The sequence below is a fragment of the Alcanivorax sp. DSM 26293 genome, assembly GCF_900107995.1.
GTDB lineage: Bacteria > Pseudomonadota > Gammaproteobacteria > Pseudomonadales > Alcanivoracaceae > Alcanivorax.
In genome coordinates this window covers 48,598-72,296 of the sequence record NZ_FNUM01000003.1, presented here as the reverse complement: position 1 = coordinate 72,296, position 23,699 = coordinate 48,598, and the positions used below count along the sequence as shown (strand labels likewise).

Sequence of the window (23,699 nt, the reverse complement as noted above, 5' to 3'; positions counted from 1 at the left end):
TGATCCCGGCGTGTCGTTACCGGGCGTCATCGTTCCCCCTTCATTGTAGAAACTGGCCAGAAATGGGCTTCCCCCATATGGGGTAAACGTGAAAAAACGTCAGTGGTCGCCCCGGCATTCCTGGTGATCGCTGAGCACCTCGATGACCCGGCATTCCCCTGCATGCCCCTGCTCGCACTCGTCAATCATTCGATCCAGTTCGTTACGTAATGCGGTGAGAGAGAGGATGCGGGCCTGCACGGCGGCCCGGTGACGGCGGGCGATGCTGTCCGCGTGGCCATGCTGCTCGCTCATGGCCAGCAGTTCGCGAATATCATCCAGGGTAAAACCCAGTTCCCGGCTGTGGCGGATGAATTGCAGTCGTTCCCGGTGTTTGCGGTGATAGCGGCGCTGTCCACCTTCGCTGCGGGCAGGTTCAGGCATCAGGCCGATCTTTTCGTAATAGCGGATGGTTTCCACCTTGCAGCCAGTGGCCTGGCTCAGGGTGCCGATGGAAAAAAGCGTACTCATTCTGCCTCCGGGGCTTGAACCTGTAGTCACTACAGCTTTTTTAATGATGGCATGACCGACGGGATTCAAGGAAATCCCGGTGAGGAAAAGGCAATACAGGCGCTTGCGGGTCTGCGATGGGTTTTCTGGAGGCCTGGTCCAGGCCATGCCGATTGTGAATTTGCGTGAACTGATGGAGACATGAGTCATGGGTTGTTGTGATACCGATATCCGTTCCACCCCGGCACCGGCCTATCGCCGGGTGTTATGGGTGGTGCTGCTGATCAATGCGGTGATGTTTGTGGTGGAGGCGACCTCCGGGGTGCTGGCGGATTCCCGTGCCCTGCAGGCGGATGCCCTGGATTTTCTGGGAGATACGGCCACCTACGGGCTGACCCTGTGGGCGCTGGGACAGTCCCTGGCCTGGCGGCTGCGGGCAGCCCGTATCAAGGGCGTTTCCCTGCTGATCATGGGGCTGGTGGTACTGGCGAACAGTGTCTGGGCCTTGCTCCAGGGGAATGCGCCCCAGGGCCAGATGATGATGGGGGTCGCCGGGTTGGCACTGACCGCCAACGTGGTCAGCGCCTTGCTGCTGATGCGTTACCGGCAGGGGGATGCCAATATTCGCTCGGTTTGGCTGTGCTCTCGTAACGATGCCATCGCCAACCTGGCGGTACTGCTCTCCGGGGCGTGGGTAGTTTGGCAGGGCAGTCGCTGGCCGGACCTGCTGGTGGCATTGGCCATTGCCGGACTGTTTACCCACAGTGCCGTCTCCATTTTGCGTCAGGCGAACCAGGAGCGGGAACCGGATCACTGCGGGAGTTGATGCCATGATTCAACTGACATTTACCAGTGATCTACCCGTGGACCGAAGCCGCCTGTGGCAGGCAGTCACCGCCATGGACGGTATCAACGATGAAATGCGCCCCTGGTTGAGCATGGGCGCGCCGCCGGGGGTTCGGGATCTTCAAGCGGTGGCGCTGACACCGGGCAAGCCCCTGTTCCGCAGCCCGTTGAAGCTGTTCGGTCTGTTGCCGGTGGGCCACTCCGAGTTGACCCTGTTGTCGCTGACACCGCAGGAAGGCTTCGTGGAAGCGTCCCCCATGACCGGTATGCGCAGCTGGCGCCACCATCGCCGCTTGGCGGACAGTGACACGGGCTGTACGCTGCAGGACATTCTGGAATTTGAACCGCGGATGTTCCCGCGTATCACGGGCGCGCTGGTGGCATTTTTCTTTCGCCACCGTCACCGCCGCCTGCGTCGTCGTTATCGCTGAGTCGCTATGGATTTCAAACAGGAAGACCTGAAAGCCCTGATCGAACGCACCATGCCGTTCGGAAAATACCAGGGCCGGGTGCTGATCGATCTGCCCGAACCCTATCTGCTGTGGTTCGCCGACAAGGGATTTCCCAATGGCGAGCTGGGCCGGCTGATGGCACTGGCGCTGATGCTGAAGATGGATGGCACCGAGAAGTTGCTGGAGCCGTTACGACAAAGCCATGGATAGCGCCGCCTTTCGTCATTAGTCTTGGTACTTCAGAGAGACGCAAGGAACCTATCATGAGCCAGCTGCAACCGCTTTCCGATACCCTCTGGCACGTCGCCATCCCCCATGCCTTCATGGGCCTCCATGTGGGGACTCGCATGACCGTCGTGAAGCTGTCCAGCGGCGGGTTGCTGTTGCACTCGCCGGTGCCGGTGGACGAGGATCTGGCGGCAGAGCTGGCGGCGTTGGGGGAGGTGACACATATCGTTTGCCCCAATCTGTTCCATCATGTGTTTGCCGCTGAGGTAAAGCAGCGTTACCCGAAAGCGCTTCTGCATGGCCCGGCCAAACTGGCCGGCAAGCGCAAGGATCTGAAGCTGGACGCGGTGCTCTCGGAAACCCCGCACCCGGATTGGGGAGAGGATTTCGAGCTGGTCTTTATTGAAGGCTCCATGCTGCAGGAGACGGTGTTTTACCATTCCGCCAGCCGTACCCTGATCGCCGCCGACCTGATCGAAAACTTCCGCCAGTGTGACCATGGCTTCACCCGCTGGTATCTGAAACTGGGCGGCCTGTGGCAAAAGCCGGGTTGGCATCCGGTCCTGCGGTTGGTCTACCTGAACCGTCGCAAGGCCCGCGCCAGTATCACCCGTATCCTGGAATGGCCCTTTGAAAAGCTCAGCCTGGCCCATGGCGAGGTGATTACCGAAAATGCCCGCAACCAGGCCCGCCATGGGCTGGAGTGGTTGTTCTAGGGGTCGGAGTCAGTCCGGCCCGCCACCATTCCTGTCCTCCTGTTTAACCTGGGATTGTCTGTGCTGCCCCTCGTTTATCACCCCAACTACAGCTTTCCCTTTCCCGGCGAACACCGTTTCCCCATGGAAAAATTCGGTCTGCTGCACGGGCATTTGCGGGCGGCGGGAATTGCCCGTGGCGACAATGAATATCGCCCGGGAAGAGCCAAGGAGGCCCTGCTTGGCCAGGCCCATTGTCCCCGATATGTGTCGGATATCGTTGCCGGTACCCTGGACCCGAAAGCCCAGCGACGCCTGGGGCTGCCGTGGAGTGAGGGGCTGGTAAAACGCACCTGCATTGCCCCCATGGGCACCCTGCTTACCGCCCAGCTGGCCCTGAAACAGGGATTGGCCTGTCATCTGGCGGGGGGTACCCATCATGCCCATTACGATTTCGGTTCCGGTTTCTGCATCTTCAATGACTTGGCTTTTGCGGCGAAGCAACTCCTGGCCAGTGGGGCAGTGGAGCGACTGCTGATTTTCGATTGCGATGTCCATCAGGGTGATGGCACCGCCGCCATGCTTGCCGATGAGCCACGAGCGTTTACCTGTTCCATCCATTGCGAAAAAAACTTTCCGGTGCGCAAGCAGAAAAGCGATCTGGATGTGGGATTGCCGTTGGGCATGAGTGACCGGGATTATCTGGACACGGTGTTCGAAACGCTGGAATCCCTGCTGGACACGGTGCGTCCGCAACTGGTGCTGTATGATGCCGGGGTGGATATTTTCGAGCATGACCCGCTGGGACGACTGTGTATTTCCGAGCAGGGTATCGCCGACCGTGATCGCGGTGTGATCGAGCGCTGCCGCCGCCGGGAAATCCCGGTGGCCACGGTGATCGGTGGCGGCTACGATGATGACCGGGTCGCGCTGGCACGGCGGCACGCCATCGTCGTCGAAGCCAGCTACGAGTTCGCGACAAGGTCGTTGTAGAAGCGTCGCTGGCGGTACGATAAAACACGTAAATCAAAGGCGATTTCACCACCGAGCGCACAGAGATCACTGAGGAAAAGAATCGGTATTCTCGGTGTGCTCTGTGCCCCCTGAGGTGACAACGTTTTTATCCAGGTCAGGAATCGCGCCGCCAGCGACGCTCCTACGCAAGCGTTCGGAGAGTATCAATGTCCAAAGCCCTATTGATCATGGCCCATGGCAGCCGCAGCGACACGGCCAACGACGAATTCCGTGCCCTGGTGGAAGCCGTGGCGGAATCCGCCCCTGGGGCGGGCGAGGAATATGTGGCGGTGCTGCCCTGTTTTCTCGAGCTGGCCCAGCCCTCGCTGGTGGAGGCGATTCAGCAGCTGGAGCATCAGCCAGTGACCCATGTGCAGCTGTATCCCTTGTTCTTCAACAAGGGCAAACACGTGGGCAAGGATATTCCGGCCCAGGTTGAAGATGCCCGCGAGCGTTTTCCGGCTCTCACCATTGAGTTGCTGGACTACTTCGGCAACGCCGATGGGCTGGCGTCGCTGGTGTTGGAGCACATTGCCTCACAGGACTGAATGATGACGGTCAGGGATGACACCGAACAACGCATTCAACATATTTTCACCACAGAGTCCCGGCGGGTGCTGGCCACCCTGATTCGTCTTCTGGGGGACTTTGATCTGGCCGAAGATGCCTTGCAGGAGGCCTTTATCGCCGCCCTGCGGCAATGGCCCGGTGAAGGGGTGCCGGACAATCCCCGCGCCTGGCTGGTCTCTGCCGGTCGTTTCAAGGCCATCGATCAGCTACGTCGCCGGGCCCGCCATGACCAGATTCTCCACGAACAGGCCGAGCAGCTGGCCGCCCGGGCCGTGGTGGAGCTGGAGGTGGAAAATCTGGCCATCGACGATGACCGGCTTCGCCTGATTTTTACCTGCTGCCACCCGGGGCTCGCCCGGGACGCCCAGGTGGCGCTGACCCTGCGCGAAGTCTGTGGCCTGACCACGGAAGAAATTGCCCGCGCTTTTCTGAAAAAAGCCCCCACCGTGGCCCAGCGTATCGTGCGCGCCAAGGCCAAGATTCGCGATGCCAGGATCCCCTATGAAGTGCCCGAAGGCGACGAACTTTATGAGCGTCTGCAATCGGTGTTGCAGGTGATCTATCTGGTTTTCAACGAGGGATATCTGGCTTCGTCAGGGGATCAGGTGTTGCGCCACGACCTCAGTGAAGAGGCGATTCGTCTGGCTGAACTGGTGCTGTCCCTGCTACCCAGCCCGGAACCGGAATGCCAGGGCTTGCTGGCATTGATGCTGTTGCATCACGCTCGCCGTGCCACGCGTACCACGGCACAGGGAGAGCTGGTATTGCTGGAGCATCAGGATCGCAGCCTGTGGGACCGGGCAGAAATTGCCCGGGCGGATGAATTGGTTCGCCATGCCCTGCAGTCGCAACGTTTTGGCCCCTACACCCTGCAGGCGGCCATTGCCGCTGTTCATGCCCATGCGCCCAGTAGTGAGGCCACCGATTGGGCCGAGATCGTGGGGCTGTATGACCTGTTACTGACCATGATGCCGAGCCCCATCGTGGCACTGAATCGGGCGGTGGCGGTGGCCATGCGTGATGGCCCCGAGATCGGGTTGCAGGCGCTGGCCCCGTTGATGGAGGACGCCACCCTGCACGATTACCACCTGGCCCACGCCGCCCGGGCGGACATGCACCGTCGACTGGGCCAGCGGGAGTTGGCCCGTAGCGCCTACCAGGCAGCCCTGGAACGGGCCTCGCAGCCCGCGGAACAACGCTTTCTGCGCCAGCGGTTGGTCGAGCTGGGATGAAAAAAATCCACAGCCCTGTCGAAACCGTGTCATCCCTTTCGATTCCTTGATAAGACAACCGTAATCAAGGAGAAAACCATGAGCACTGAACGCACTATTAAAGAGCTGACCCGCCGTTGGCTGAAGGCGGCGGCCAGCAATGATGTGGAGGCCGTGATGGCCCTTTACCACCCTGCTATCCGCTCCTTCGACGCCATTCTGGCGCTGCAGGTAGAAGGGGCACCTGCCTATCGGGAGCACTGGAAAAAATGCATGGCATCCTGCCCTGCCGACCCTTTTTTCGAGATGTATGACTACAAAGTGGAAACGGCCGATTCCCTGGCGGTCAGTCACAGCCTGACCCATTGCGGCGCTACGGTGGAAGGAGAGCAGCAAGGAGGCTGGATGCGTGTGACTCAGGTCTGGGAACGGGACGGGGATCAGTGGCAGATTTTGCATGAGCATTTTTCCTGCCCTTTCAACCCGGAAGATATGTCCCTGATTATGGACTGGCAGCCAGAGCACACGCCGGTACGCTTCAGCTAGGGAGAGAACACGATGAAATATCTATGTCTGGTGTATTACAACGAAGCGGCCATGCAGGAGCGTGGTGATGATCACTGGCGGGCGCTGAACAAGGAGTGCCAGGCCTACAGTGGCGGGCTCACGGAGTCCGGTGTAATGTTGGACGGTTCCGCCCTGCAACCGGTCTCCACGGCCACCACGGTGAGATTGCGGGACGGCCAGGTCAGTGTTACCGACGGCCCCTTTGCGGAAACCAAGGAACAGCTTGCCGGCTTCTATCTGATCGAGGCCAATGATCTCAATGATGCCATTCGTGTGGCCAGCCGTATTCCGCCGGCCCGCTATGGCAGCATCGAAGTGCGACCGGTGCGGGATATTTACGGGGAATCCTCCGATCAGGTCCCCTACGCGGAAGCATTGAAATCCTAGCCCCTCGTGGGAGCTTTGCCTGCAAAGCGACGCGATGGTATTACCTCCATAGCGGCTTTTCGCTTTGCCAGCAAAGCTCCAACAGTGGGAGGGTGCGCTGAACCGGGCCTAGAACGTTTTGGCAAACACCAGTCCGCCCCACAGCACATTCCGGTCGCCCACGCCCTCCTTCAATTCAGAGGTGTGGCCCCGCAGTACATAGCTGAGCCGGTAGCCATCATTGAAGGCCCAGGTGTAGCCCAGCCAGGCTTCGGCCACGCCATGGTTGACCTCGTCACTGTCGTAGCTCACTTCGCTGTCGCGGAACTGGCCCTGCAGAAAGGCGTTATAGGCCCGGCCCACCAGGGCGATGCCGCCCCACAGATAATGTTCATGATTCTGGCTCATGGCGGTGGCGTTGTTGCGCTCCCCGTAATGGGCCAGTTCCGGACTGGTCTGCCACCAGGGAGAATGCAGGCGTCCGGCGCGGAAGCTCAGGCTCCAGCGTGCTTCGGTGAGGTAGCCCACCGAGCCTTCTACGGTGCTCTTCACTTCCAGCCGGTCGGATGACACGGGCAGGATCTTCTGTCGGGCCACCGCATAGCGGAAGGTGGGTTCGCCGCCATCACTGACCTGATGCTCCCAGCCTTCCGCCCGGTCGCTGCCAATCACCTTGTGTACCCCATTCTGGATGTCGCCGGCCAGATCCAGCCCCATGGCACCCACTGTCAGGGTACTGTGCCAGGCCACTTGCCTGGCCGGGTTCACCTGTACCCGGCTGCTGGAAAGATACATCAGGCTGGCGTAGGGGCGGTCGTCATACAACGGGCGCTTGGCCTCCTTGTCTTCCGGGGTGAAACCAAAGATGCCGGCTTCAAAGCTGTGTCCCCGGATCTGGCCCCCGGCGATACCGTCCACGCCGGTGAGTCTGTCGATCCAGGTCAGCGGCGTATTCAGGGACAGGGCGAAATCACGGGCCTGGCGACCGGTAGCGGCCACACTGATCCCGTAGGTGTAGTCCTGATCGCGACTGCCGGGGACCAGCAAGTCGTTGTCCAGGGTCAGGGACCAGCTGTCGATGGTCCGCTCCTGTTGCGGATCGGGACGAGGCCGACGTGGGCGCTGTTCCTCGAACGCAGGGTCACCGGCCCGGGCCAGTTGCACGCTGTCAGTGCTGGCAGCCATGCCGGTACCCGGTGTCGCCACGCCGCCCAGCAGGGCAACCAGCAGCGCTGTGATCGCTGATTTGCCCCGTTGGCGCAGCCGCGGCGTGGCAAAACCTGTCAGTCTCTCTGCATCGTTCATGGCGTCATGTCCACCTGGGGGCGTGCCGTGCACACCCGGTTTAGGTTTGCTGCGCGTACAGTAGGCCCGGCACGCGCAATAGCGGTATTGCGTTGCTGGGCAGTTGTTGCCTGTTTCTACAGAGAGTTGTTGTTATGCCAGCGATGACGGCGCAGCGAATGTGGCCGTCTGAATCATGGTGACAAGGATGGGCTGGAACAGTTTGATGAAACAGTGGGACTGGCTGGGCGATTTAATCGATTTTTTCGAACTTTACAGTGGTTATGGCGACCCCGCCTTGAGGCGGCGGTGACCGAATGCCTGACCGGCACGTTGTTTTTCGTCATTGAGCCTGTCGTATTCCCGCGAGTAGCCTCGGTAATATAAGGCTTGATCCGTTAACGACATGCGAGGAGTGACAAGGTGGCAGAGGCATATATCGTAGCGGCGGTGCGTACCGCCGGTGGCAAGAAAAATGGTCGGCTGAGCAAGGTGCACCCGGCGGATATGGGTGGCCGGGTCATTGATGCGGTGGTGAATCGTATCGGTGTGGCACCTGAGAAGGTGGACGACGTGATCTTCGGTTGCGTGAGCCAGATCGGTCCGCAGACCTTCAATGTGGCGCGGACTTCCATCCTCAGTTCCTGCCTGCCGGAATCCGTCCCCGGTGTCACCATCGACCGCCAGTGCGGTTCCTCACAACAGGCGATTCACTTCGCCGCCCAGGCGGTCATGAGTGGCACCCAGGATCTGGTGATTGCCGGTGGTGTGGAATCCATGAGTCAGGTGCCCATCGGTGCGCCGGTCACTGCGGTCAAGGAAATGGGCAACCCGTTCACCGGTGAAATCAGCAAGCGTTATCCCGGTGAGACGTTCAGCCAGTTCATCGGCGCCGAGCGCATGGCGGAGAAATACGGGGTAAGCAAGGCCGAGCTGGACCAGTTCGCCTACGATTCGCACAAGCGCGGTGCCGCGGCCACGGAAGCGGGCCGGTTCAATGACGAAATCATTCCGGTGCCGATTACCCTGGAAGATGGCAGTAGTGATGAGCACATCGTGGACGAAGGGATCCGCTGGGAAGCGGAACTGGATGCCATCAAGGCGCTGCAGCCGCTGCAGGAAGGGGGCCATATCAGCGCCGCCAATGCCAGCCAGATTACCGATGGCGCGTCGGCGGTGATGATTGCCAGCGAAAAGGCGGTGAAGGAATACGGCCTGACGCCTCTCGCGCGTATCCATGCCATGGCGGTGGTGGGCTCCGATCCGACCATGGTGCTGGAAGGCCCGATTCCGGCCACCGAGAAAGTGCTCAAGCAGGCCGGCATGACCATTGGCGACATCGATCTGTATGAAGTGAACGAGGCCTTCGGTTCCGTGCCCCTGGCCTGGATGAAGGCGGTAGGCGCCGACTACGACAAGCTCAACGTCAACGGTGGCGCCCAGGCCCTGGGCCATCCGCTGGGTGCCACCGGCACCAAGTTGATGGGGACCCTGGTCTACGAACTCAAGCGTCGCGGTGGCAAGTACGGTCTGTTGGCTATCTGCGAAGGCCTGGGTACAGCTAATGCCACCATCATCGAAGTGCTGTAAGAGCAGTTTCAAGTTGAAAGTGGAAACGCGAGGTTAGTGCTCGCCAGCGATGAAAGGTTGGGTGCCGCGCGGCGGCGTTGTTCGACCTGAAAAAAGCCGCCCCGGGAAACCGGGGCGGCTTTTTTATGGCCGCAAACAACCACTGTTTGCAAGGAAGTAGGGTGCACTGAGCCTAAGGCGAACTGCACCATCAAACGCCGGGCCGGTGCAGTTCGCCTTAGGCTCAGTGCACCCTACGCAATCTGTGGCAACGGTCAGAGGGCGCCCGGCATGTCTGTCATGTCAGGCGCCGCTGAGCCTTTCCGCCAGCCACACTCCGGCCAGGATTATGATGGCCACCGATCCCACCGGTACAAAGACCCGTCGATAGGCCACTGTTTCCCGGACCAGATAGGCCGCTGGCACAAACAGCAGCACGATGGCTACCTGGCCCAGTTCCACGCCGAGATTGAAGCCCAATAACGGCAGGAAAATCCCGCTGTCAGTGAGGCCCAGATCAGCCAGTACCGAGGCAAAGCCCAGACCATGAATCAGCCCGAACACGAAAGCCATCACCCAGCGTTTGGGAAACAACTGGGGTACCAGATTCGCCGCTGCACCCAGCGCTACGGTGATGGCGATGGCGGACTCCACCAGCCAGGTGGGCAGCGTGATTATGCCCAGTGTTGCCAGAGCCAGGGTCAGCGAGTGGGTCACGGTAAAGGCGGTAACAATCGCCAGCGTCTGTGTGAGCGCGCCGGTGATAGTGGGTGCCGGCTGCCAGCCGCCCCGCTGCCATAGCAGCACCGCCGGGAACAACAGCGTCAGCAGGAACAGGATATGGTCATAGCCGATCAGGATATGGTGCACACCCTGGCGGATGAACCCCTGGAACGCCTGCCATTGTGCCCCGGCATCCGTGGACATCAGCTGGTTGCGGTGCTGGTTGCTGAACACGGCGGTGAGCGTGGTATCTCCCTGTTCCAGCCGTAACAGGCCATGGTGGCTGGGGTCTCGATCAAACAGGAACTGATAGCCCACGGCCAATTGCTCCGGCGGCCCCTGGCAATCGCCGCGCCAGTGCAGGGCGGCGTAGGTGCCATCCACGTGGTCGATGGCCTGCAGCCGGGTCAGGTTGAGGGCACAGGCGTGTCGCTGCTCGCCATGCAGTGCCTCGATGGTAAGGGTGGGGAGCACGGTAGCGTCCAGGTTGCGCTGCTGGCGGCGCAGTTCCCCCCAGGTGATGGTGCCATCACCGTTTTGATCCAGGGGCAGCACCAGCTGCAGGTCGCGCAGGGCGATATCCCAGCGCCCCTCTATCAGGGCGTTGCCGGCATTGCTGTTGATCACCAGATAGCTGTCGCTGGGTTTGTGGGCGAATGCCTGCCCGGCCAGCAAGAGCAGGAAAAGCAAAGACAGGGATTTCATTCACTGGCTCCCTTGGCAGGTTGAGTGAGTTGGGCATCGTCAACCTGGTATCGGTCTACAAAGGCCTGTAACTGGCTCAAGGTTGCCTGATCGTCGGCGGCCATGGCGCTGGCGTGCAGCAGTCGCAGGTCAGCCAGTTCCCGTTGCTGCTGCCAGTTTTCCCGGGCCAGGGTGAGGGCGCCTTGCGGATCGGACTCTACTTCAAGCAGGAAGCGGGCGTGCTCGCGCAGGTGGCGCTGGCGACCGGTGTCCTGGTCGGCGGCCATGTGTGCCCGGTAGTCCTGCCGCCAGGCCTGGGCCTGAGGGTGCTCAAGGCGTTGCCCGGCAATGGCCAGCCTCAGCAAGGCGCCTTCCCTGTCCTGCCAGTTGGTGAGATCGCGGATGACCGCCTGTGCCTGGTTGCTGGCCAGCCACAGGTCACTTTGCAGGTAGCGTAGATAGGGATCATCCGGGGCCTGTTGCAAGGCGTCACGCAGGTGCTCGGTGGCCAGTTCGAGACGGCCCTGTTGCAGCGCTATTTCCGCGCTCAGGGTGTTCAGCCATTGGGCGGATTTTCCCTGTGGCGCGGCCGGGCTGGATGCCAGGGCCTGCAGGGTGCGATAGGCTTGCTCCCGCTGGCCCGTGATGGCCTGGACGCTGGCCTGACAGAGCAAAACGGTGGTGGGCGGCAGCGTACGGGATGCTGCCTGGCAAGCCTGCCGGGCCTCATCGAGCCGGCCTTGTACCCGGTCAATATTGGCCAGCATCAGCCACGCTTGTCCCTGGTTGGGTGACTGCTCCAGCAGTCGTGTCAGGCGATGACGGGCGCGGGCAAATTGATGACGTTGCTGTTCGATACGGGCCATCAGCAGGTTGGCTGCCGGTGACGACATGTCCTGACTGAATGGAGCCAGCGTGGCCTCGGCGTAACCGAGAAAGCGGGGATCGCCTTGGGCACTGGCATAGTCAATCTGTGAGCGGGCCAGTGCCAGCGCTGCTGACAGGTCGCTGGGTGGAGAAGGCGCCTGCAGCGTTGCCGGAACCTGGGGAAGGCGGGCGAGAACCACATGGTCCCCGCCCGGTGTGTAGGGGGCGGCGCTTGCGAGGGCCGCCATGCAAAACAAAAAGAGAGTCACCGCAACCGACAAAAGACGCCATATTTTGGCGCCTTTGTCAGTCCCGGAGAAGCTCTCTGAAACGTGCGGGTGAAAAGCCTCCACTACCGCATCGCGGTAGTGGAGGCTGGTCTCATTTCTCCGCTGCCAATACATCGTCATAGGCGTTCGGGTTATTCAGATCACGAAAAATGAAGCGGGTATCATTGATGGGAACCGGATCCCGGGTATCCCCGCTAGTGGCTAGCTGAGCTTTCACAAAGGCGGTGTAGTTGATCGCCACCGGCGCCTGCTGGCGGGGACGGTCATTGTCACTGCCAAAGCACCCGCTCAGCACCAATGCACTCAGGCTGATGATGGTAGCCAGTAGATATCGCATGATGTCCTCCTTCACTCTGCTGCGGCAACGTTATCGGCGCCGGGCAGTGGGGTGTTCAGGTAGGGGAAACGGGTCAGGTAGTCCGCCGCGTTGGGCAGGGCACCGTCGTTGACGATAGCGCCACCGTTGACCTGCATTTCCTGAGTACCACAGGAGCCTATTTCGCCACCCGCAGCTTCACCGTTCACGTCGGCGCCACACAGGAAGCCTTCAGCCGCGGTGAGGGCGATATCTACCACATCATCAATCGGGCGTCGGCCATTGGGGAAGCCGGCAAAGTCGCCACCTGCAACACCCAGATCATTCTGGCCACCTGCTGCCGTTGCCGGGATCCCGGTGTTCAGGCGCAGCATTTCGCTGGCGGTAACGGTGGGCAATTGAGTGACGCCGGGCACACCGGTAAGGAAGACAGTGACCAGGTCATTACGGGGCGTTTCCGGCGCCGGTACACCGAACAGGATTTCTACCAGCGCAGGCAGGCTGGGGTTGGTGACATAGGTAGCAAACTGACCATCATCCTTGGGTTCACTGCTGTTGAAACGGTCCTTGTCGGGCAGGCCGATGACCACTTCATTGACCAGCGGAGAGCCAAGACGGGACACCTGGGTAAAGGCGCCGCCTTTCACTGCCGGGCCTTTGGCGTTACTGCTGCCGGTGGTCTCGGAACCCTGCGGTGCCGGGTTGATGACCGTTGCCTGGCGGACGCTGGCGGTGGTCCAGCCGCCGATGACAGTATTCTCACCAGTGAGGCAGTCAGCCGGAACTTCCAGTGCCAGGCTGGTGATGTTCTTGTCGGCAATGATGTTTCTGCGCGAGTCCCGTGCACCCAGCGGATTCAACGCCACCAGGTCGAAGACCTCACCCAGATTGACGACAAAACCTTCCTGGCGCTGTCCGGCAAATACGCGGCCGGGCATGGGGCAGTCAGGGATAGTCACGTCGTAGATAAAGTTATCTGCGTAGGCTTCGTAGTCATCAATGGATTTGGTGCCGATGTTGTCCAGCGGTTTGGCAAAGCTGCTGTCACCACTGCCGGCCTTGGTCAGGTTTTGTACGTTGCCGGTACGACGGTCGCCGGTCACCATTTCTACGGTGAAGCTTTCCAGGACATTCTGGGCATCGTTGTTTTGGCCGGTTACGGCACCGATATTAATCAATGGTACCGGGACAGAGGTACCGCCTACATCGACCGCCAGGTCGCGGCGTTCGGTGTTGAACTGGAAACGGAAGGTAATGTTTTCTTCCGCGTTGCCATCGTTGTCGATGTGAATTTCATAGATGGCATCATCGTCCAGAGAAAAATAATTGGGGCCACCGTAGGCATCCTGCAGGGGTAGGTAGTTGGCGATCAGAGTGACATAACCCTCTCGGCCGGATTCATAACTGTTGAACATGTAGAAATCCGTACCGTCGACTTTGGGCATACCGGTGATAAATGGCGCTTCTCGGTGGCTGGATGCCATCGTGCCGGCACTGGCCAGCAGAGTGGCGGCAGCACAGGCCGCAGGAAGCAGGGTAAGGCGGGATAGCATGACGAATCTCCTTTCTTGTCGGTGTGAGAGTAGTACGCGTCAGGAAAGGAACTGGATGCAGAATTTCTTTTTCTTTTTTTTGTGCATCCAAATCGGTTTTTTTCACGTATTAACGACAACGCATCTGTCATTAGTGAGGAACGACTTATGGTAATACAGGGGGTGCCTAGTCATGGCGAAAGCAGACGACGGACTAGTACGCGCACTGGCTCGCATCGCTCAGGGCGACCGTCAGGCTTTTGCTGGTTTTTATCAGAAAACTCATCGCGCCGTATTTGGCATGTGTTTGCACTTGCTGCGTGATCGTGATGAGGCCTGTGACGTGCTCCAGGAAACCTATATCCAGGTCTGGCACCACGCCGGCGAATACCATTGTGATCGCGGCAGCGTGCAGACCTGGATGATGTCCATAGGCCGTTATCGCTGTCTTGATGCCTTGCGTCGTCGTCGCCACGAAGCGGATTACGATAGCGTAAGTGACCGTCAGGAAAGCAACACCCTGGGCCCGATGGATAATGTTGGCAATCTGCTTGATCGTCAACGACTCAATCACTGCCTGAAAGATCTGGATGAACGGTATCGTTCCAGTATCGAGATGGCCTACTTTCGTGGTTTCACTCATCAGGAGCTGGCGGTCGCCATGGGTGAGCCGCTGGGAACCACAAAAAGCTGGATTCGTCGCGGGCTGGATGTATTGCGCCGGTGTCTGGACACATGAAGCCGGATAATTACGAACGGAATCATGCGCTGGCCGCAGAATATGTGGTTGGTACGCTGCAGGGTGCCGCCAGGCGACGTTTCGAGCGCTGGATGATGGTCTCTGCCCGGGTGCGCCGTCAGGTGTGGTACTGGGAGCGACGGCTGCAACCTTTCAATGAATCCTTGCCGGAAGAGGTTGCTCCGAGGGCCGTGTGGAACAGCATCGAGCAACGACTCTTTCCAGCCACGGCACCGGTGGCTGCGCGGTGGTGGCAGACCCTGACCGCCTGGCGCTGGAGCACGGGTATCGCCGTTCTGGGCGTTTTTGCCTTGCTGCTGTGGACGCCATCACCGCCAGTAGTGACGCATTATGTGGGTGTGGTGCAGAGTCAGCAGGCCGAGCCCCTGTGGCTGGTGAACGCCTCTGGGGATCAGCGCTTGAGCGTGAAGGCCATGCCGCCGGTTCAGCCGGCGGACGATGGCAGGGATTACCAGTTGTGGTTGCTTCCGGAATCCGGTGCGCCGATATCACTGGCATTGCTGCCCACGGGTGGTGCCCGGTTGCAGATGAATCTCAGCGATCAGCAGGTGCGCCAGTTGTTACAATCTCGCTCTCTGGCGATCAGCCTGGAACCGGCGGGTGGTTCACCGACCGGCCAGCCCACCGGTCCGGTGGTGTATCAGACTCGTCTGGTGCAGCTGTAACGCGCAAACGGAAGTGGGCGCATCAGACGGTGAGTTCACTTTCGGCTTGCTCCAGCGACTCCATCGCTTCCAGTAACTGTTCTTCCAGCTCGTCGTGCTGTTTTTTCAGGCGTGCCTGATCGCCAAGCAATGCATTCATTTCGTTTTTACGGCTGTCGTCAGTGTACAGGCTGTCGTCGCCCAGGGCGGTTTCGATCTTGGCCAGCTCCTGGTCACATTGGCTGAGCTGTTTCTCCAGTTTTTCCACTTGCCGCTTGAGGGGGCGTAACTGTTCCCGTTGCTGGGCGGCCTGCTGGCGGCGGGCTTTTGCATCCAGGCCATCGCCGGCTTTTTCTTCCTTGACGGGTTTGCCGTCACGGCGGTTCTGCTGCAGCCAGCGGCCGTAGTCATCCAGGTCACCCTCGAATCGGGTCACCGAGCCATTGGCCACCAGCCAGAACTCATCCACGGTGGTTTCCAGCAGGTGCCGGTCGTGGGATACCATCACCACTGCCCCTTCAAAGGCCTGCAGGGCCATATTCAGGGCCTCTCGCATGTCCAGGTCCAGGTGGTTGGCGGGTTCATCCAGAATCAGCAGCGCCGGTTTTTCCTGCACGATCATGGCCAGTGCCAGGCGCGATTTCTCCCCCCCGGAAAAACGTCCCACCGGGGCAAACACATCATCACCGTGAAAGCCGAACCGGCCCAGCTCGCTGCGCAAGGCGGATTCACTCCATTTGGGATGGAAACGTGACAGCATCTGGTAGGGCGTATCGCTGTGATCCAGCCGGTCCACCTGTTGCTGGTGGAAGTAGCCAACCGCCAGGTCGTTGTCCTTGTCGAATCGGCCCGCCAGGGGCGCCAGCTCGCCTACCAGGGTGCGGATCAGGGTGGATTTACCGGCGCCGTTGGGCCCCAGCAAACCCAGTCGCGATTCCGGTCGCAAGCTCAGGCAGACATTGTCGAGAATGGCCACTTCTCCCTGCTCGCTACGGTAACCGCAGCGCACCGCATCCAGATTTTCCATGGGGTTGGGCAGTTTGTCGGGCTTGTGGAAATCGAAACTGAACCCGGAATCCACATGGGCCGGGCCGATCAGTTCCAGTCGTTCCAGTGCCTTGACCCGGCTTTGCGCCTGCTTGGCCTTGGACGCCTTGGCTTTGAAGCGGGCGATGAACTTCTGCATGTGGGCCACCTGGGCCTGCTGCTTTTCATGCATCTTCTGTTGCAGGGACAGCTGTTCGGCGCGCTGACGTTCAAAATCCGAATAGCCGCCGCTGTAGTGCTTCAGCTGTTTGTGTTCGATATGCAGGACCTGGTTGACGGTGGCATCCAGGAAGGCGCGGTCGTGGGAGATCACCAGCAGCGCCCCGGGTTGCTGCACCAGGTAGCTTTGCAACCAGAGGATGGCATCCAGATCCAGGTGGTTGGTGGGCTCATCGAGCAGCAGCAGGTCCGCATCGCTCATCAATACCTGGGCCAGGTTCAGGCGCATGCGCCAGCCCCCGGAAAAACTGGCCACTGGCTGCTGTTGCTGCGCTTCGCTGAAACCGAGCCCGGCCAGCAGGGTGGCGGCCCGGGCCGGCTGTTGCCAGGCGTGCAAGGCTTCCAGTTCGCCATGGGCATGGGCGATGGCGTGGTTGTCACCGGCGGCTTCCGCGTCTGCCAGTGCTTTCTCTGCCCGGCGCAGGGCGCGATGGCCGTCGAGCACATAGTCGATGGCCGGCTGTTCCAGTGCGGGTACTTCCTGGGCCATCATGGCCAGGCGCCAGTCTGCGGGCAGGCTCAGGTTGCCGCCGTCGCTCTCCAGTTCGCCCATGATAAGCTTGAACAGCGAACTCTTGCCGGTGCCGTTGCGGCCCACCAGCCCGACGCGCCAGCCCTTGTGCAGGACCACGCTGGCGTCTTCCAGCAACAGGTCGGGGCCGCGGCGAAGGTTGATGTGTTCCAGAGAGAGCATGGATAGATCCGGGATTGATGAGAACCGGCGCAGTGTAAGCCAGCAAAGGTAACGGGGGAACCGTGGACGACTTCATAAAGCAGGATCTGTGGCGCTATGCCCTGGGGCGATGGCAGGACAAGGATTTTGAGCGTGTCTGCCTGCACCTGCAGGACGAATATCAGGTGCCGGTGGCCCTGTTGCTGTCCGGCCTGTGGCTGGCAGAATCAGGCAAGCAGCCGGATGCAGGAGTAGGGCGCCGAATGGCGGAGCTGGCCGGGCAATTCGAAGCCGATTATCTGCGCCCACTGCGGGCCGTTCGCCGCAAGGCTGGCGACGATGCGCGGCTGCCAGAATTCAAGCGGCAGCTGCAGCAGGTGGAGCTGGAAGGGGAGCGCTGGCTGCTGACAACCCTGCCGACCCTCTGCGACAACCTGTTGCCCGCCGGCAAGCCGGTGGATGCCATGGCCTGGTTGTTGGTGCTGGTGCCGGAAACGGCGCAGTGTGAGGGGGTGCAGGGCGCTCTCAACGATCTGGTAGCGCTCTAGGCATTGCGACGAAGCCGCTGTAGGAACGGAGCGTAGCGGAGTAACGCACGTTGTGCAGTGCGGCCCGCAGGGTGAGCGTAGCGAATACACCTCTTGAGGTGCGAATCCGAGCCTTGGCGAGGAAACGGTATCGCAGCTACTCCCATCCCTTTCCAGAAAAGCCTGTTGAGCCCTGACATTCCTGATCGGCCTCCGGCCGATTCCGCGTTGACACGCGGTTCGCCCCTCAAGAGGAGCTCCTACGGTGCCACCACCTCGCGCTCTCGCGCTTTGAACTTTTAACGTCCTCCTGCCATCCTTCATTCCCCTTGTGTTTCACCGGACTGTCCCATGACCACCGACCTGGCCTTCGACCGCGACCATCTCTGGCACCCCTATACGTCCACCTCAAAACCCTTGCCCACCTTTGCGGTGGCCAGTGCCAAAGGGGTGCGCTTGACGCTGGAAGACGGGCGCGAGCTGGTGGATGGCATGTCGTCCTGGTGGGCGGCGGTGCATGGCTATAACCATCCGGTGCTCAACCGGGCTGCCAAGGAGCAGATCGACCGCATGGCCCATGTGATGTTCGGTGGGCTGACCCATGAACCGGCGGTGGAGCTGGGCAAGAAACTGGTTGCATTGACGCCGGACCCGTTGGAGAAGGTGTTTCTGGCTGACAGCGGCTCAGTCTCCGTGGAGGTGGCCATCAAGATGGCCCTGCAGTACTGGCTCAGCCAGGGACACAGCGGCAAGGATAAATTACTGGCCCTGCGCAATGGCTATCACGGCGATACCTTCGGGGCCATGGCCGCCTGTGACCCGGTCAACGGCATGCATTCGCTGTTCAGCGGGGTGCTCGCCAAACATTATTTTGCCGAGGCGCCGCAATGCCCCTACGACAGTGATTTTGATACCGATGATCTCAATTCCATCCAGCAGATGCTGGCGGATCATCATCAGGAGATCGCCGCCGTGATTCTGGAGCCGGTGGTACAGGGGGCCGGTGGCATGCGCATGTATCACCCCACCTACCTGAAGGCGGTGCGCGCCCTCTGTGATCAGTATGGGGTGCTGCTGATCTTTGATGAAATTGCCACCGGCTTTGGTCGCACCGGCAAGCTGTTTGCGCTGGAGCATGCGGATGTGTGCCCGGACATTCTCTGCCTGGGCAAGGCTATCACCGGTGGCTACATGACCCTGGCGGCGACCCTGTGTACCGATCAGGTGGCGGCCGGTATTTGCGATGGCGAGGCCGGTGTCTTGATGCACGGGCCCACCTTCATGGGCAATCCGCTGGCCTGTGCGGTGGCCAATGCCAGCATTCAGCTGCTGCTGGATTCCGGCTGGCAGGAAAAAGTGGTGGCCATCGAAGCGCAGCTAAAGGCGGAGTTGCTGCCACTCAAGGACCTGCCTGCGGTGGAGGATACCCGGGTGTTGGGCGCCATCGGCGTGATGGAAATGAAGGAACCGGTGGCCATGGAACAGGTGCAGGCCCGCTTTGTGGAGCAGGGCGTATGGATCCGTCCGTTCGGCAAACTGGTCTACATCATGCCGCCGTTCGTGATCGAGCCGGCGGACCTGAGCAAGCTCACCGCGGCGATGCTGGACCTGGCCGAAGCTACGTAGCCACTGTAGGAGCTATGCTTGCATGGCGAACCTCGCGCAGCGAGGCGACAGAGCGTAACATTTTTCGACATTCTTGCTGGAGGCTGCCGATCTGCGCCGTCCTGACCGCCCCGGATCAAGCACAGTGAGCGATTTCCGCGCTACCGCGCGGTTCGCCATGCAAGCATAGCTCCTACAGTCTGCATTGTTGCGTTCGTGGCTGGCAGGGGGCTTTGCTTTGCAGCTCGAAGCGGATCGCTCGCCGCTGCTTTTACCGAAACCCCGGCATGGTCTGTATCAGGTGGCGTTGTACTTCCAGCCATTCGCCAATGCGGCGCCAATGCTGCTGGTCGTCCAGGTGGCGGGAAACAGCAGCGTCGAGGACGCCCTCGCCATTGCTCATGGCCTGAACATAAAGCTGGGTGTCACGCAGGGTCACCAGATAAGGAATCTTCAGGCTGGCGAGAAACTGGCGCAGGGATTCGTACATGCGGGTACGGGTGCGTGAGCGATTGGCAATCACGGCCAGTCGACGCGGCCGCCGCCGGTAGCTGGGAGCAAGCATCACGGTTTGCAGAAAACGGGTGGTGGCGCGAATATCGATGGGGCTGGGCAGCACGGGAACCAATACCACCTGGGACAGGCGCAGCAGGTGATCAAGATGATGAGGGTCCAGGCCAGCGGGTGAGTCAATGATGGTCACCGGCGCCGCCTGGTCCAGCTTCTGCTGCAGTCGCCCCAAGGAAACCGGCTCGCCGGCGGGCCAGGATAAACCGTGAATCGTGGTGTTCTGGCGTAATTTCAGCCATTGCAGCGATGATTGCTGTGGGTCCATATCCAGCAGGGAGACACGTCTCCCGAGAGCCTCATAATAGCAGGCCAGGTTGGTGGCGATGGTGGTCTTGCCGCATCCGCCTTTGCTGTTCGCAATCAGAATGACCATGCGGGACGGGGCGGACGAACGCGGTTGGGAGCCGATCCCCTTGGCAGGGCTGTTCTGTGCGCTATTCATGCCGTGTCTTATTCGTTTTTTTGCGGGGAAGTATGCCCGGCGTTTGGGGTGGCGCGATCACTGAGTGAATGAAAAGTGATACAGCTCACAAAACCAACAGTACCGCAAAATAAGGCGTATGGATGTAATTTGTGGTGTTATTTTGCTCTTGCAGGGAACTGAATCCTGTGAAGAAGGCTCACTAAAGGGGGAGAACGGATCATGCGTTATCTGCTGATTATCATCGTATTGCTGGTGGTTGTGCTGGCCGCCCTGTTTACTGTGCCACTGGGCAGCGGCAAACCGTTGCTGGATTGGCAGTATGTGGAACAGAACTGGCAGCAGCCGGAACGGTTGCTGGACCGGAAGATTTCTCCCTGGATGGAGGAAAGCGGGGAAAGCGCGGAGATGTATCGCTGGCGTGACCCCCAGGGAAACTGGCAGTATGGCCAGATTCCGCCGCCCGGTGTGCAGGCGGAACCCTTTACCGTAAAAAATCCGACCACCATCACCGCTGAGAAAATGCGCGGTGGCGGCGGTCTGGAACAGCAACAACAACAGTAGGCCAATTGGAGGCAGAATGAAGAAATTGGGAATCGTGCTGGCGGGAACCGTCCTGCTGGCAGCATGTGGTCAGGAAAGTGCAGAGCTGAAAAGCGACGACCAGAAAGCGTCCTATGCGCTGGGCTTCCGCAGTGCGGAGCAAATGCGCAGCCTGGAGAATCTGGATCTGGAGGCCATGGTAGCGGGTCTGCGTGATGGTTTTGCCGAAGACGGCAAATCACAGCTGGGTGATGAAGATCTGGATCAGCTGATTCGTGATTTCCAGGGCCGCATGATTGAAGCCCAGCAGAAGAAGATGGAAGAGCAGGCGGGTAACAACCTGGAAGCCAGCGAGAAATTCCTGGCCGAGAACGCCGAGCGCGATGGCGTTACCGTGACCGATAGCGGCCTGCAGTACGAAGTGCTGGAATCCGGTGAGGAAGGCGCTGCCTCCCCCACTCTGGAAGACACCGTGGAAGTGCATTACCACGGCACCCTGCCGGATGGCACCGTGTTCGACAGCTCCGTAGAGCGTGGTCAGCCGGCCAGCTTCGGCCTGCAGCACATCATTCCGGCCTGGCAGGAAGCGCTGCCGATGATGAAGGAAGGCGACAAGTGGAAAGTCTTTGTCCCGCCGTCTCTGGGCTATGGTGAGCAGGGCGCCGGTGGCGATATCGGCCCCAACCAGGCGCTGATCTTCGAGATCGAACTGCTGGACGTAAAAGGCAGCGGTAACGAAGCGAGTGCTGACGAGGAATAAATCCCGTCGTGACATGCTTCAAAAAAAGGGCGCCCTCGGGCGCCCTTTTTTGTTGATTCGGACGCCATTATTTCTGTAGGAGCTATGCTTGCATGGCGAACCACGCGTGGCGGGGAATCGCCCGCAGGGCGATCAGGAATATCCGCACTCGACGGGTTTCATTTAACCGGTTAGGTGGTCGTCACCTTCATTCGCGCCTCCAGAGGCGCTCCTACATTTAACCTTGAAGCGCGGAGCACGGCGGGTGCTGTTGCACGCTATGCATTTCTTCGAGTTGCAGCTTGAAGCTCGTGGCTTGCCGCTGCTTTCAATGCATCGCCTGCTGCTGCGGCGGTTCCTGCTGGTGAATGCTCAGAATCAACTGGTCTTCCAGTGCAAAGCGTTCTTCCAGGGTCTGCATCAGCAGGGCAATCCGTTCCGGGAGCTGATTCCGCTGAACCAGCCATTGCTCCGGGTGCTGGAAATCCTCGTTGAAAGCCAGCGCTTCGTCGGTGGAGCTGTCCAGCTGCTTGAGAATCTGGCGGGTCAGTGTGGGATTGTCGCGGTGGAAGTGGCGAGCCTCGTTGACCAGTTCCCGGTACACCTCGAAGTAACCGGCACTGATGTAGTCCATCAGCAACTGACAAAATTGCTGGACCTGCTTCTGCAGTGGCTGACGGTGATCGGACAGCCCTTTCAGGCCCTGCAGGGTGCAAAGCAGCACGATCAGTTGCTGGCGTTCATCCAGCCAGGCCTGGACCAGTGCTTCAATGCGCCGCCACTGTGCCAGTGCGGCGGAATGGGAGCTCGCCATGGTTCCTCCTCGGCGTCGCCATTGACGATTGTCGGGTTGGGCTATCGAGCCTAGAACCGGCGGTACCGTGCTGGCAATGGGGCAAAACCGGCACGAATCCGGGTCAGGAAGAAAACTCACGATATCTCAGCCACTTGTGGCTAAAGACAAATTTCTTCTAAACAGCGGGTTTTTAGAGCGCCGGGAAGAGAGGGCGACGCTTACCCGTGGTAGCAGGAGTGTCGGTGCTGGGCGTGGAGCGTTGAGTAGCGAGTGACGAGTGACGAGGCGCGAAAGACCAAACCGGTTTTGCTTTTCGTTACTCGCCACTGAGATCGGTCGACGCGCCATAGGGCGCCGTCGGGTCTAGAGGTACTGCGCCACCCAGGGCCATAGCCAGGGCAGGGCCATTGCCGTGACCAGCCCGCAGAGACCCAATGCCAGACCGGCAAAAGCGCCGGCCTTTTCGCCGTATTCGAAGGCACGGGCGGTGCCGATGGCATGGGCCACCAGACCCAGGGCAAAGCCCTTGATGCGATGGTCGGTGACCTTGAGCAGCCGGAAGATGGGGCCGGCGGCCAGGGCGCCGACGATGCCGGTGATGGCCACCGCGCCGGCGGCGAGGGAGACAAAGCCGCCGGTGGATTGCACCACCTCCACGGCAATCGGGGTGGTGATGGATTTCGGAGCCAGCGAGCCCACCACCTCCGCCGGGGCGCCCAGCCACCAGGCCAGCCCCACGGCGATGGCGGCGGAGATAAAGGCGCCCAGAACGGTGGCGATCAGGATTGGCGTGAGTACGCTGCGTACGGTGTGTAGCTGCCGGTACAGGGGCCAGGCCAGGGCCACGGTGGCGGGGCCCAGCAGGAAAGAGATCAGCGTGGTCTGGTCCCGGTATTCTTCATAATCCACCCCCACCAGGGGTAATACGATAATCACCGGGATCGAGGCCACCAGGAAGGGGTGGAACAGGGGCAGGCTGTTGCTGCGCCCGTATACCCACAGGGCAAAACGGTAGCTGGCCAGGGTCAGCAGGATACCGAACAGGGGGGTGTGTACCAGGCCGGCCAGGCTATCCAGTTTATCCATCATGGCGGCCTCCCGCTGATTCGCCATGCTTGCCGCCCAGCAGTTTCTTCAGCATTAGCGTCACCAGCACCAGGCTGAGCAGGGTGCCCAGTACTACAGCGACGCCCAGCGCTAGCGCATAGTCTTCATAGCGGTGCCATTGCAGCACGATGCCCACCCCCAGCGGAAAAATCAGCAGGCTGATGTGTTTGATCAGGGCGCCGGCGGCGGGAGCCACCCGCTGGCTGAAGGGCACATTGAGCAACAATGCCAGTAACAACAGCACCATGCCGACCACCGAGGCGGGCAGGGGGATGCCGGTGAGACGGATGACCACCTCACCGAGGAACTGGAAAAACAGCAGGATCAGCAGGCCGTCGATCATGG

27 protein-coding genes are annotated in these 23,699 nt (G+C 60.4%); 16 read left to right on the top strand and 11 right to left on the bottom strand.

Features of this window, described 5'->3' with window-relative positions; genetic code table 11:
- Window positions 1–99: 99 nt before the first annotated feature.
- Window positions 100–510: a helix-turn-helix domain-containing protein gene (locus C4S63_RS06695; RefSeq protein ID WP_062815373.1), complete on the bottom strand. Its 411-nt coding sequence runs from the start codon at window positions 508–510 to the stop codon at window positions 100–102.
- Between the two features lie 187 nt (window positions 511–697).
- On the opposite strand from C4S63_RS06695, the gene C4S63_RS06690 reads away from it, so the two are divergent.
- From C4S63_RS06690 to C4S63_RS06650, 9 genes are all read left to right on the top strand, one after another.
- On the top strand, window positions 698–1,315 hold the full coding sequence (locus tag C4S63_RS06690) for a cation transporter (RefSeq protein WP_103917100.1): 618 nt from the start codon (window positions 698–700) through the stop codon (window positions 1,313–1,315).
- Between the two features lie 4 nt (window positions 1,316–1,319).
- On the top strand, window positions 1,320–1,766 hold the full coding sequence (locus tag C4S63_RS06685; protein ID WP_103917099.1) for a hypothetical protein: 447 nt from the start codon (window positions 1,320–1,322) through the stop codon (window positions 1,764–1,766).
- 6 nt (window positions 1,767–1,772) lie between these two features.
- Entirely contained in the window at window positions 1,773–1,997 is a 225-nt protein-coding gene (locus C4S63_RS06680; protein ID WP_062815376.1) for a DUF3820 family protein, read from the top strand.
- Between the two features lie 53 nt (window positions 1,998–2,050).
- A complete protein-coding gene (locus C4S63_RS06675) occupies window positions 2,051–2,731 on the top strand; it encodes a DUF4336 domain-containing protein (RefSeq protein WP_063508413.1) in 681 nt (226 codons plus the stop codon).
- 60 nt (window positions 2,732–2,791) lie between these two features.
- Window positions 2,792–3,703, top strand: a complete 912-nt coding sequence (locus C4S63_RS06670; RefSeq protein ID WP_103917098.1) for a histone deacetylase — start codon at window positions 2,792–2,794, stop codon at window positions 3,701–3,703.
- Window positions 3,704–3,891: 188 nt separating this feature from the next.
- Window positions 3,892–4,272, top strand: coding sequence for a sirohydrochlorin chelatase (locus C4S63_RS06665; RefSeq protein ID WP_062815379.1), 381 nt, complete (start codon window positions 3,892–3,894; stop codon window positions 4,270–4,272).
- Window positions 4,273–4,275: 3 nt separating this feature from the next.
- A complete protein-coding gene (locus C4S63_RS06660; RefSeq protein WP_103917302.1) occupies window positions 4,276–5,526 on the top strand; it encodes an RNA polymerase sigma factor in 1,251 nt (416 codons plus the stop codon).
- A gap of 78 nt (window positions 5,527–5,604) precedes the next feature.
- Complete coding sequence (locus C4S63_RS06655; RefSeq protein WP_103917097.1) at window positions 5,605–6,051, top strand: nuclear transport factor 2 family protein; 447 nt, start codon at window positions 5,605–5,607, stop codon at window positions 6,049–6,051.
- Window positions 6,052–6,063: 12 nt separating this feature from the next.
- Window positions 6,064–6,459, top strand: a complete 396-nt coding sequence (locus C4S63_RS06650) for a YciI family protein (RefSeq protein WP_062815381.1) — start codon at window positions 6,064–6,066, stop codon at window positions 6,457–6,459.
- Between the two features lie 108 nt (window positions 6,460–6,567).
- Here the strand turns inward: C4S63_RS06650 and C4S63_RS06645 are convergent, their stop codons facing one another.
- Window positions 6,568–7,743, bottom strand: a complete 1,176-nt coding sequence (locus C4S63_RS06645; RefSeq protein ID WP_103917096.1) for a lipid A deacylase LpxR family protein — start codon at window positions 7,741–7,743, stop codon at window positions 6,568–6,570.
- Between the two features lie 402 nt (window positions 7,744–8,145).
- Here C4S63_RS06645 and C4S63_RS06640 point away from each other — a divergent pair, with 402 nt between their 5' ends.
- Window positions 8,146–9,312, top strand: coding sequence for an acetyl-CoA C-acetyltransferase (locus tag C4S63_RS06640; RefSeq protein WP_062815382.1), 1,167 nt, complete (start codon window positions 8,146–8,148; stop codon window positions 9,310–9,312).
- Between the two features lie 282 nt (window positions 9,313–9,594).
- Here C4S63_RS06640 and C4S63_RS06635 read toward each other — a convergent pair whose 3' ends face one another.
- From C4S63_RS06635 to C4S63_RS06620, 4 genes are all read right to left on the bottom strand, one after another.
- Window positions 9,595–10,719 (bottom strand): HupE/UreJ family protein, encoded by a 1,125-nt coding sequence (locus tag C4S63_RS06635; RefSeq protein ID WP_103917095.1) that lies wholly within the window; start codon window positions 10,717–10,719, stop codon window positions 9,595–9,597.
- Window positions 10,716–11,813, bottom strand: a complete 1,098-nt coding sequence (locus C4S63_RS06630; protein ID WP_160052728.1) for a lipopolysaccharide assembly protein LapB — start codon at window positions 11,811–11,813, stop codon at window positions 10,716–10,718. Before C4S63_RS06630 ends, C4S63_RS06635 begins: the two co-directional genes overlap by 4 nt.
- A gap of 133 nt (window positions 11,814–11,946) precedes the next feature.
- The gene (locus tag C4S63_RS06625; RefSeq protein ID WP_062815385.1) at window positions 11,947–12,192 is read right to left on the bottom strand and encodes a hypothetical protein; all 246 of its coding nucleotides are present in this window, start codon (window positions 12,190–12,192) and stop codon (window positions 11,947–11,949) included.
- 11 nt (window positions 12,193–12,203) lie between these two features.
- Window positions 12,204–13,724, bottom strand: a complete 1,521-nt coding sequence (locus tag C4S63_RS06620; protein ID WP_234999952.1) for a DUF4331 domain-containing protein — start codon at window positions 13,722–13,724, stop codon at window positions 12,204–12,206.
- 172 nt (window positions 13,725–13,896) lie between these two features.
- Here C4S63_RS06620 and C4S63_RS06615 point away from each other — a divergent pair, with 172 nt between their 5' ends.
- A complete protein-coding gene (locus tag C4S63_RS06615) occupies window positions 13,897–14,442 on the top strand; it encodes an RNA polymerase sigma factor (protein ID WP_103917093.1) in 546 nt (181 codons plus the stop codon).
- Window positions 14,439–15,128 carry an anti-sigma factor domain-containing protein gene (locus C4S63_RS06610; protein WP_103917092.1) on the top strand — a complete coding sequence of 230 codons (690 nt, stop codon included), beginning with the start codon at window positions 14,439–14,441 and terminating at the stop codon, window positions 15,126–15,128. Before C4S63_RS06615 ends, C4S63_RS06610 begins: the two co-directional genes overlap by 4 nt.
- A 22-nt stretch (window positions 15,129–15,150) precedes the next feature.
- On the opposite strand, the gene C4S63_RS06605 is transcribed toward C4S63_RS06610, so the two are convergent.
- Window positions 15,151–17,067, bottom strand: a complete 1,917-nt coding sequence (locus C4S63_RS06605; RefSeq protein ID WP_103917091.1) for an ATP-binding cassette domain-containing protein — start codon at window positions 17,065–17,067, stop codon at window positions 15,151–15,153.
- A gap of 62 nt (window positions 17,068–17,129) precedes the next feature.
- On the opposite strand from C4S63_RS06605, the gene C4S63_RS06600 reads away from it, so the two are divergent.
- Both C4S63_RS06600 and bioA read left to right on the top strand, forming a co-directional pair.
- On the top strand, window positions 17,130–17,594 hold the full coding sequence (locus C4S63_RS06600; RefSeq protein ID WP_103917090.1) for a TIGR02444 family protein: 465 nt from the start codon (window positions 17,130–17,132) through the stop codon (window positions 17,592–17,594).
- Window positions 17,595–17,924: 330 nt separating this feature from the next.
- Window positions 17,925–19,199, top strand: a complete 1,275-nt coding sequence (gene bioA / locus C4S63_RS06595) for an adenosylmethionine--8-amino-7-oxononanoate transaminase (protein WP_103917089.1) — start codon at window positions 17,925–17,927, stop codon at window positions 19,197–19,199.
- 250 nt (window positions 19,200–19,449) lie between these two features.
- Here bioA and C4S63_RS06590 read toward each other — a convergent pair whose 3' ends face one another.
- Window positions 19,450–20,190, bottom strand: coding sequence for a ParA family protein (locus C4S63_RS06590; RefSeq protein WP_062815392.1), 741 nt, complete (start codon window positions 20,188–20,190; stop codon window positions 19,450–19,452).
- 201 nt (window positions 20,191–20,391) lie between these two features.
- On the opposite strand from C4S63_RS06590, the gene C4S63_RS06585 reads away from it, so the two are divergent.
- Together C4S63_RS06585 and C4S63_RS06580 are read left to right on the top strand one after the other, a co-directional pair.
- On the top strand, window positions 20,392–20,733 hold the full coding sequence (locus C4S63_RS06585) for a DUF4124 domain-containing protein (RefSeq protein WP_103917088.1): 342 nt from the start codon (window positions 20,392–20,394) through the stop codon (window positions 20,731–20,733).
- A 16-nt stretch (window positions 20,734–20,749) separates the two neighbouring features.
- Window positions 20,750–21,472 carry an FKBP-type peptidyl-prolyl cis-trans isomerase gene (locus C4S63_RS06580; RefSeq protein ID WP_063508422.1) on the top strand — a complete coding sequence of 241 codons (723 nt, stop codon included), beginning with the start codon at window positions 20,750–20,752 and terminating at the stop codon, window positions 21,470–21,472.
- A 307-nt stretch (window positions 21,473–21,779) separates the two neighbouring features.
- On the opposite strand, the gene C4S63_RS06575 is transcribed toward C4S63_RS06580, so the two are convergent.
- The 3 genes from C4S63_RS06575 to C4S63_RS06565 all read right to left on the bottom strand — a co-directional run bounded on the left by C4S63_RS06575 (window position 21,780) and on the right by C4S63_RS06565 (window position 23,697).
- The gene (locus C4S63_RS06575) at window positions 21,780–22,265 is read right to left on the bottom strand and encodes an Rsd/AlgQ family anti-sigma factor (protein WP_063508423.1); all 486 of its coding nucleotides are present in this window, start codon (window positions 22,263–22,265) and stop codon (window positions 21,780–21,782) included.
- Between the two features lie 345 nt (window positions 22,266–22,610).
- The gene (locus tag C4S63_RS06570; protein ID WP_062815396.1) at window positions 22,611–23,336 is read right to left on the bottom strand and encodes an LrgB family protein; all 726 of its coding nucleotides are present in this window, start codon (window positions 23,334–23,336) and stop codon (window positions 22,611–22,613) included.
- The gene (locus C4S63_RS06565) at window positions 23,326–23,697 is read right to left on the bottom strand and encodes a CidA/LrgA family protein (RefSeq protein WP_062815397.1); all 372 of its coding nucleotides are present in this window, start codon (window positions 23,695–23,697) and stop codon (window positions 23,326–23,328) included. Before C4S63_RS06565 ends, C4S63_RS06570 begins: the two co-directional genes overlap by 11 nt.
- Between the last annotated feature and the right edge of the window lie 2 nt (window positions 23,698–23,699).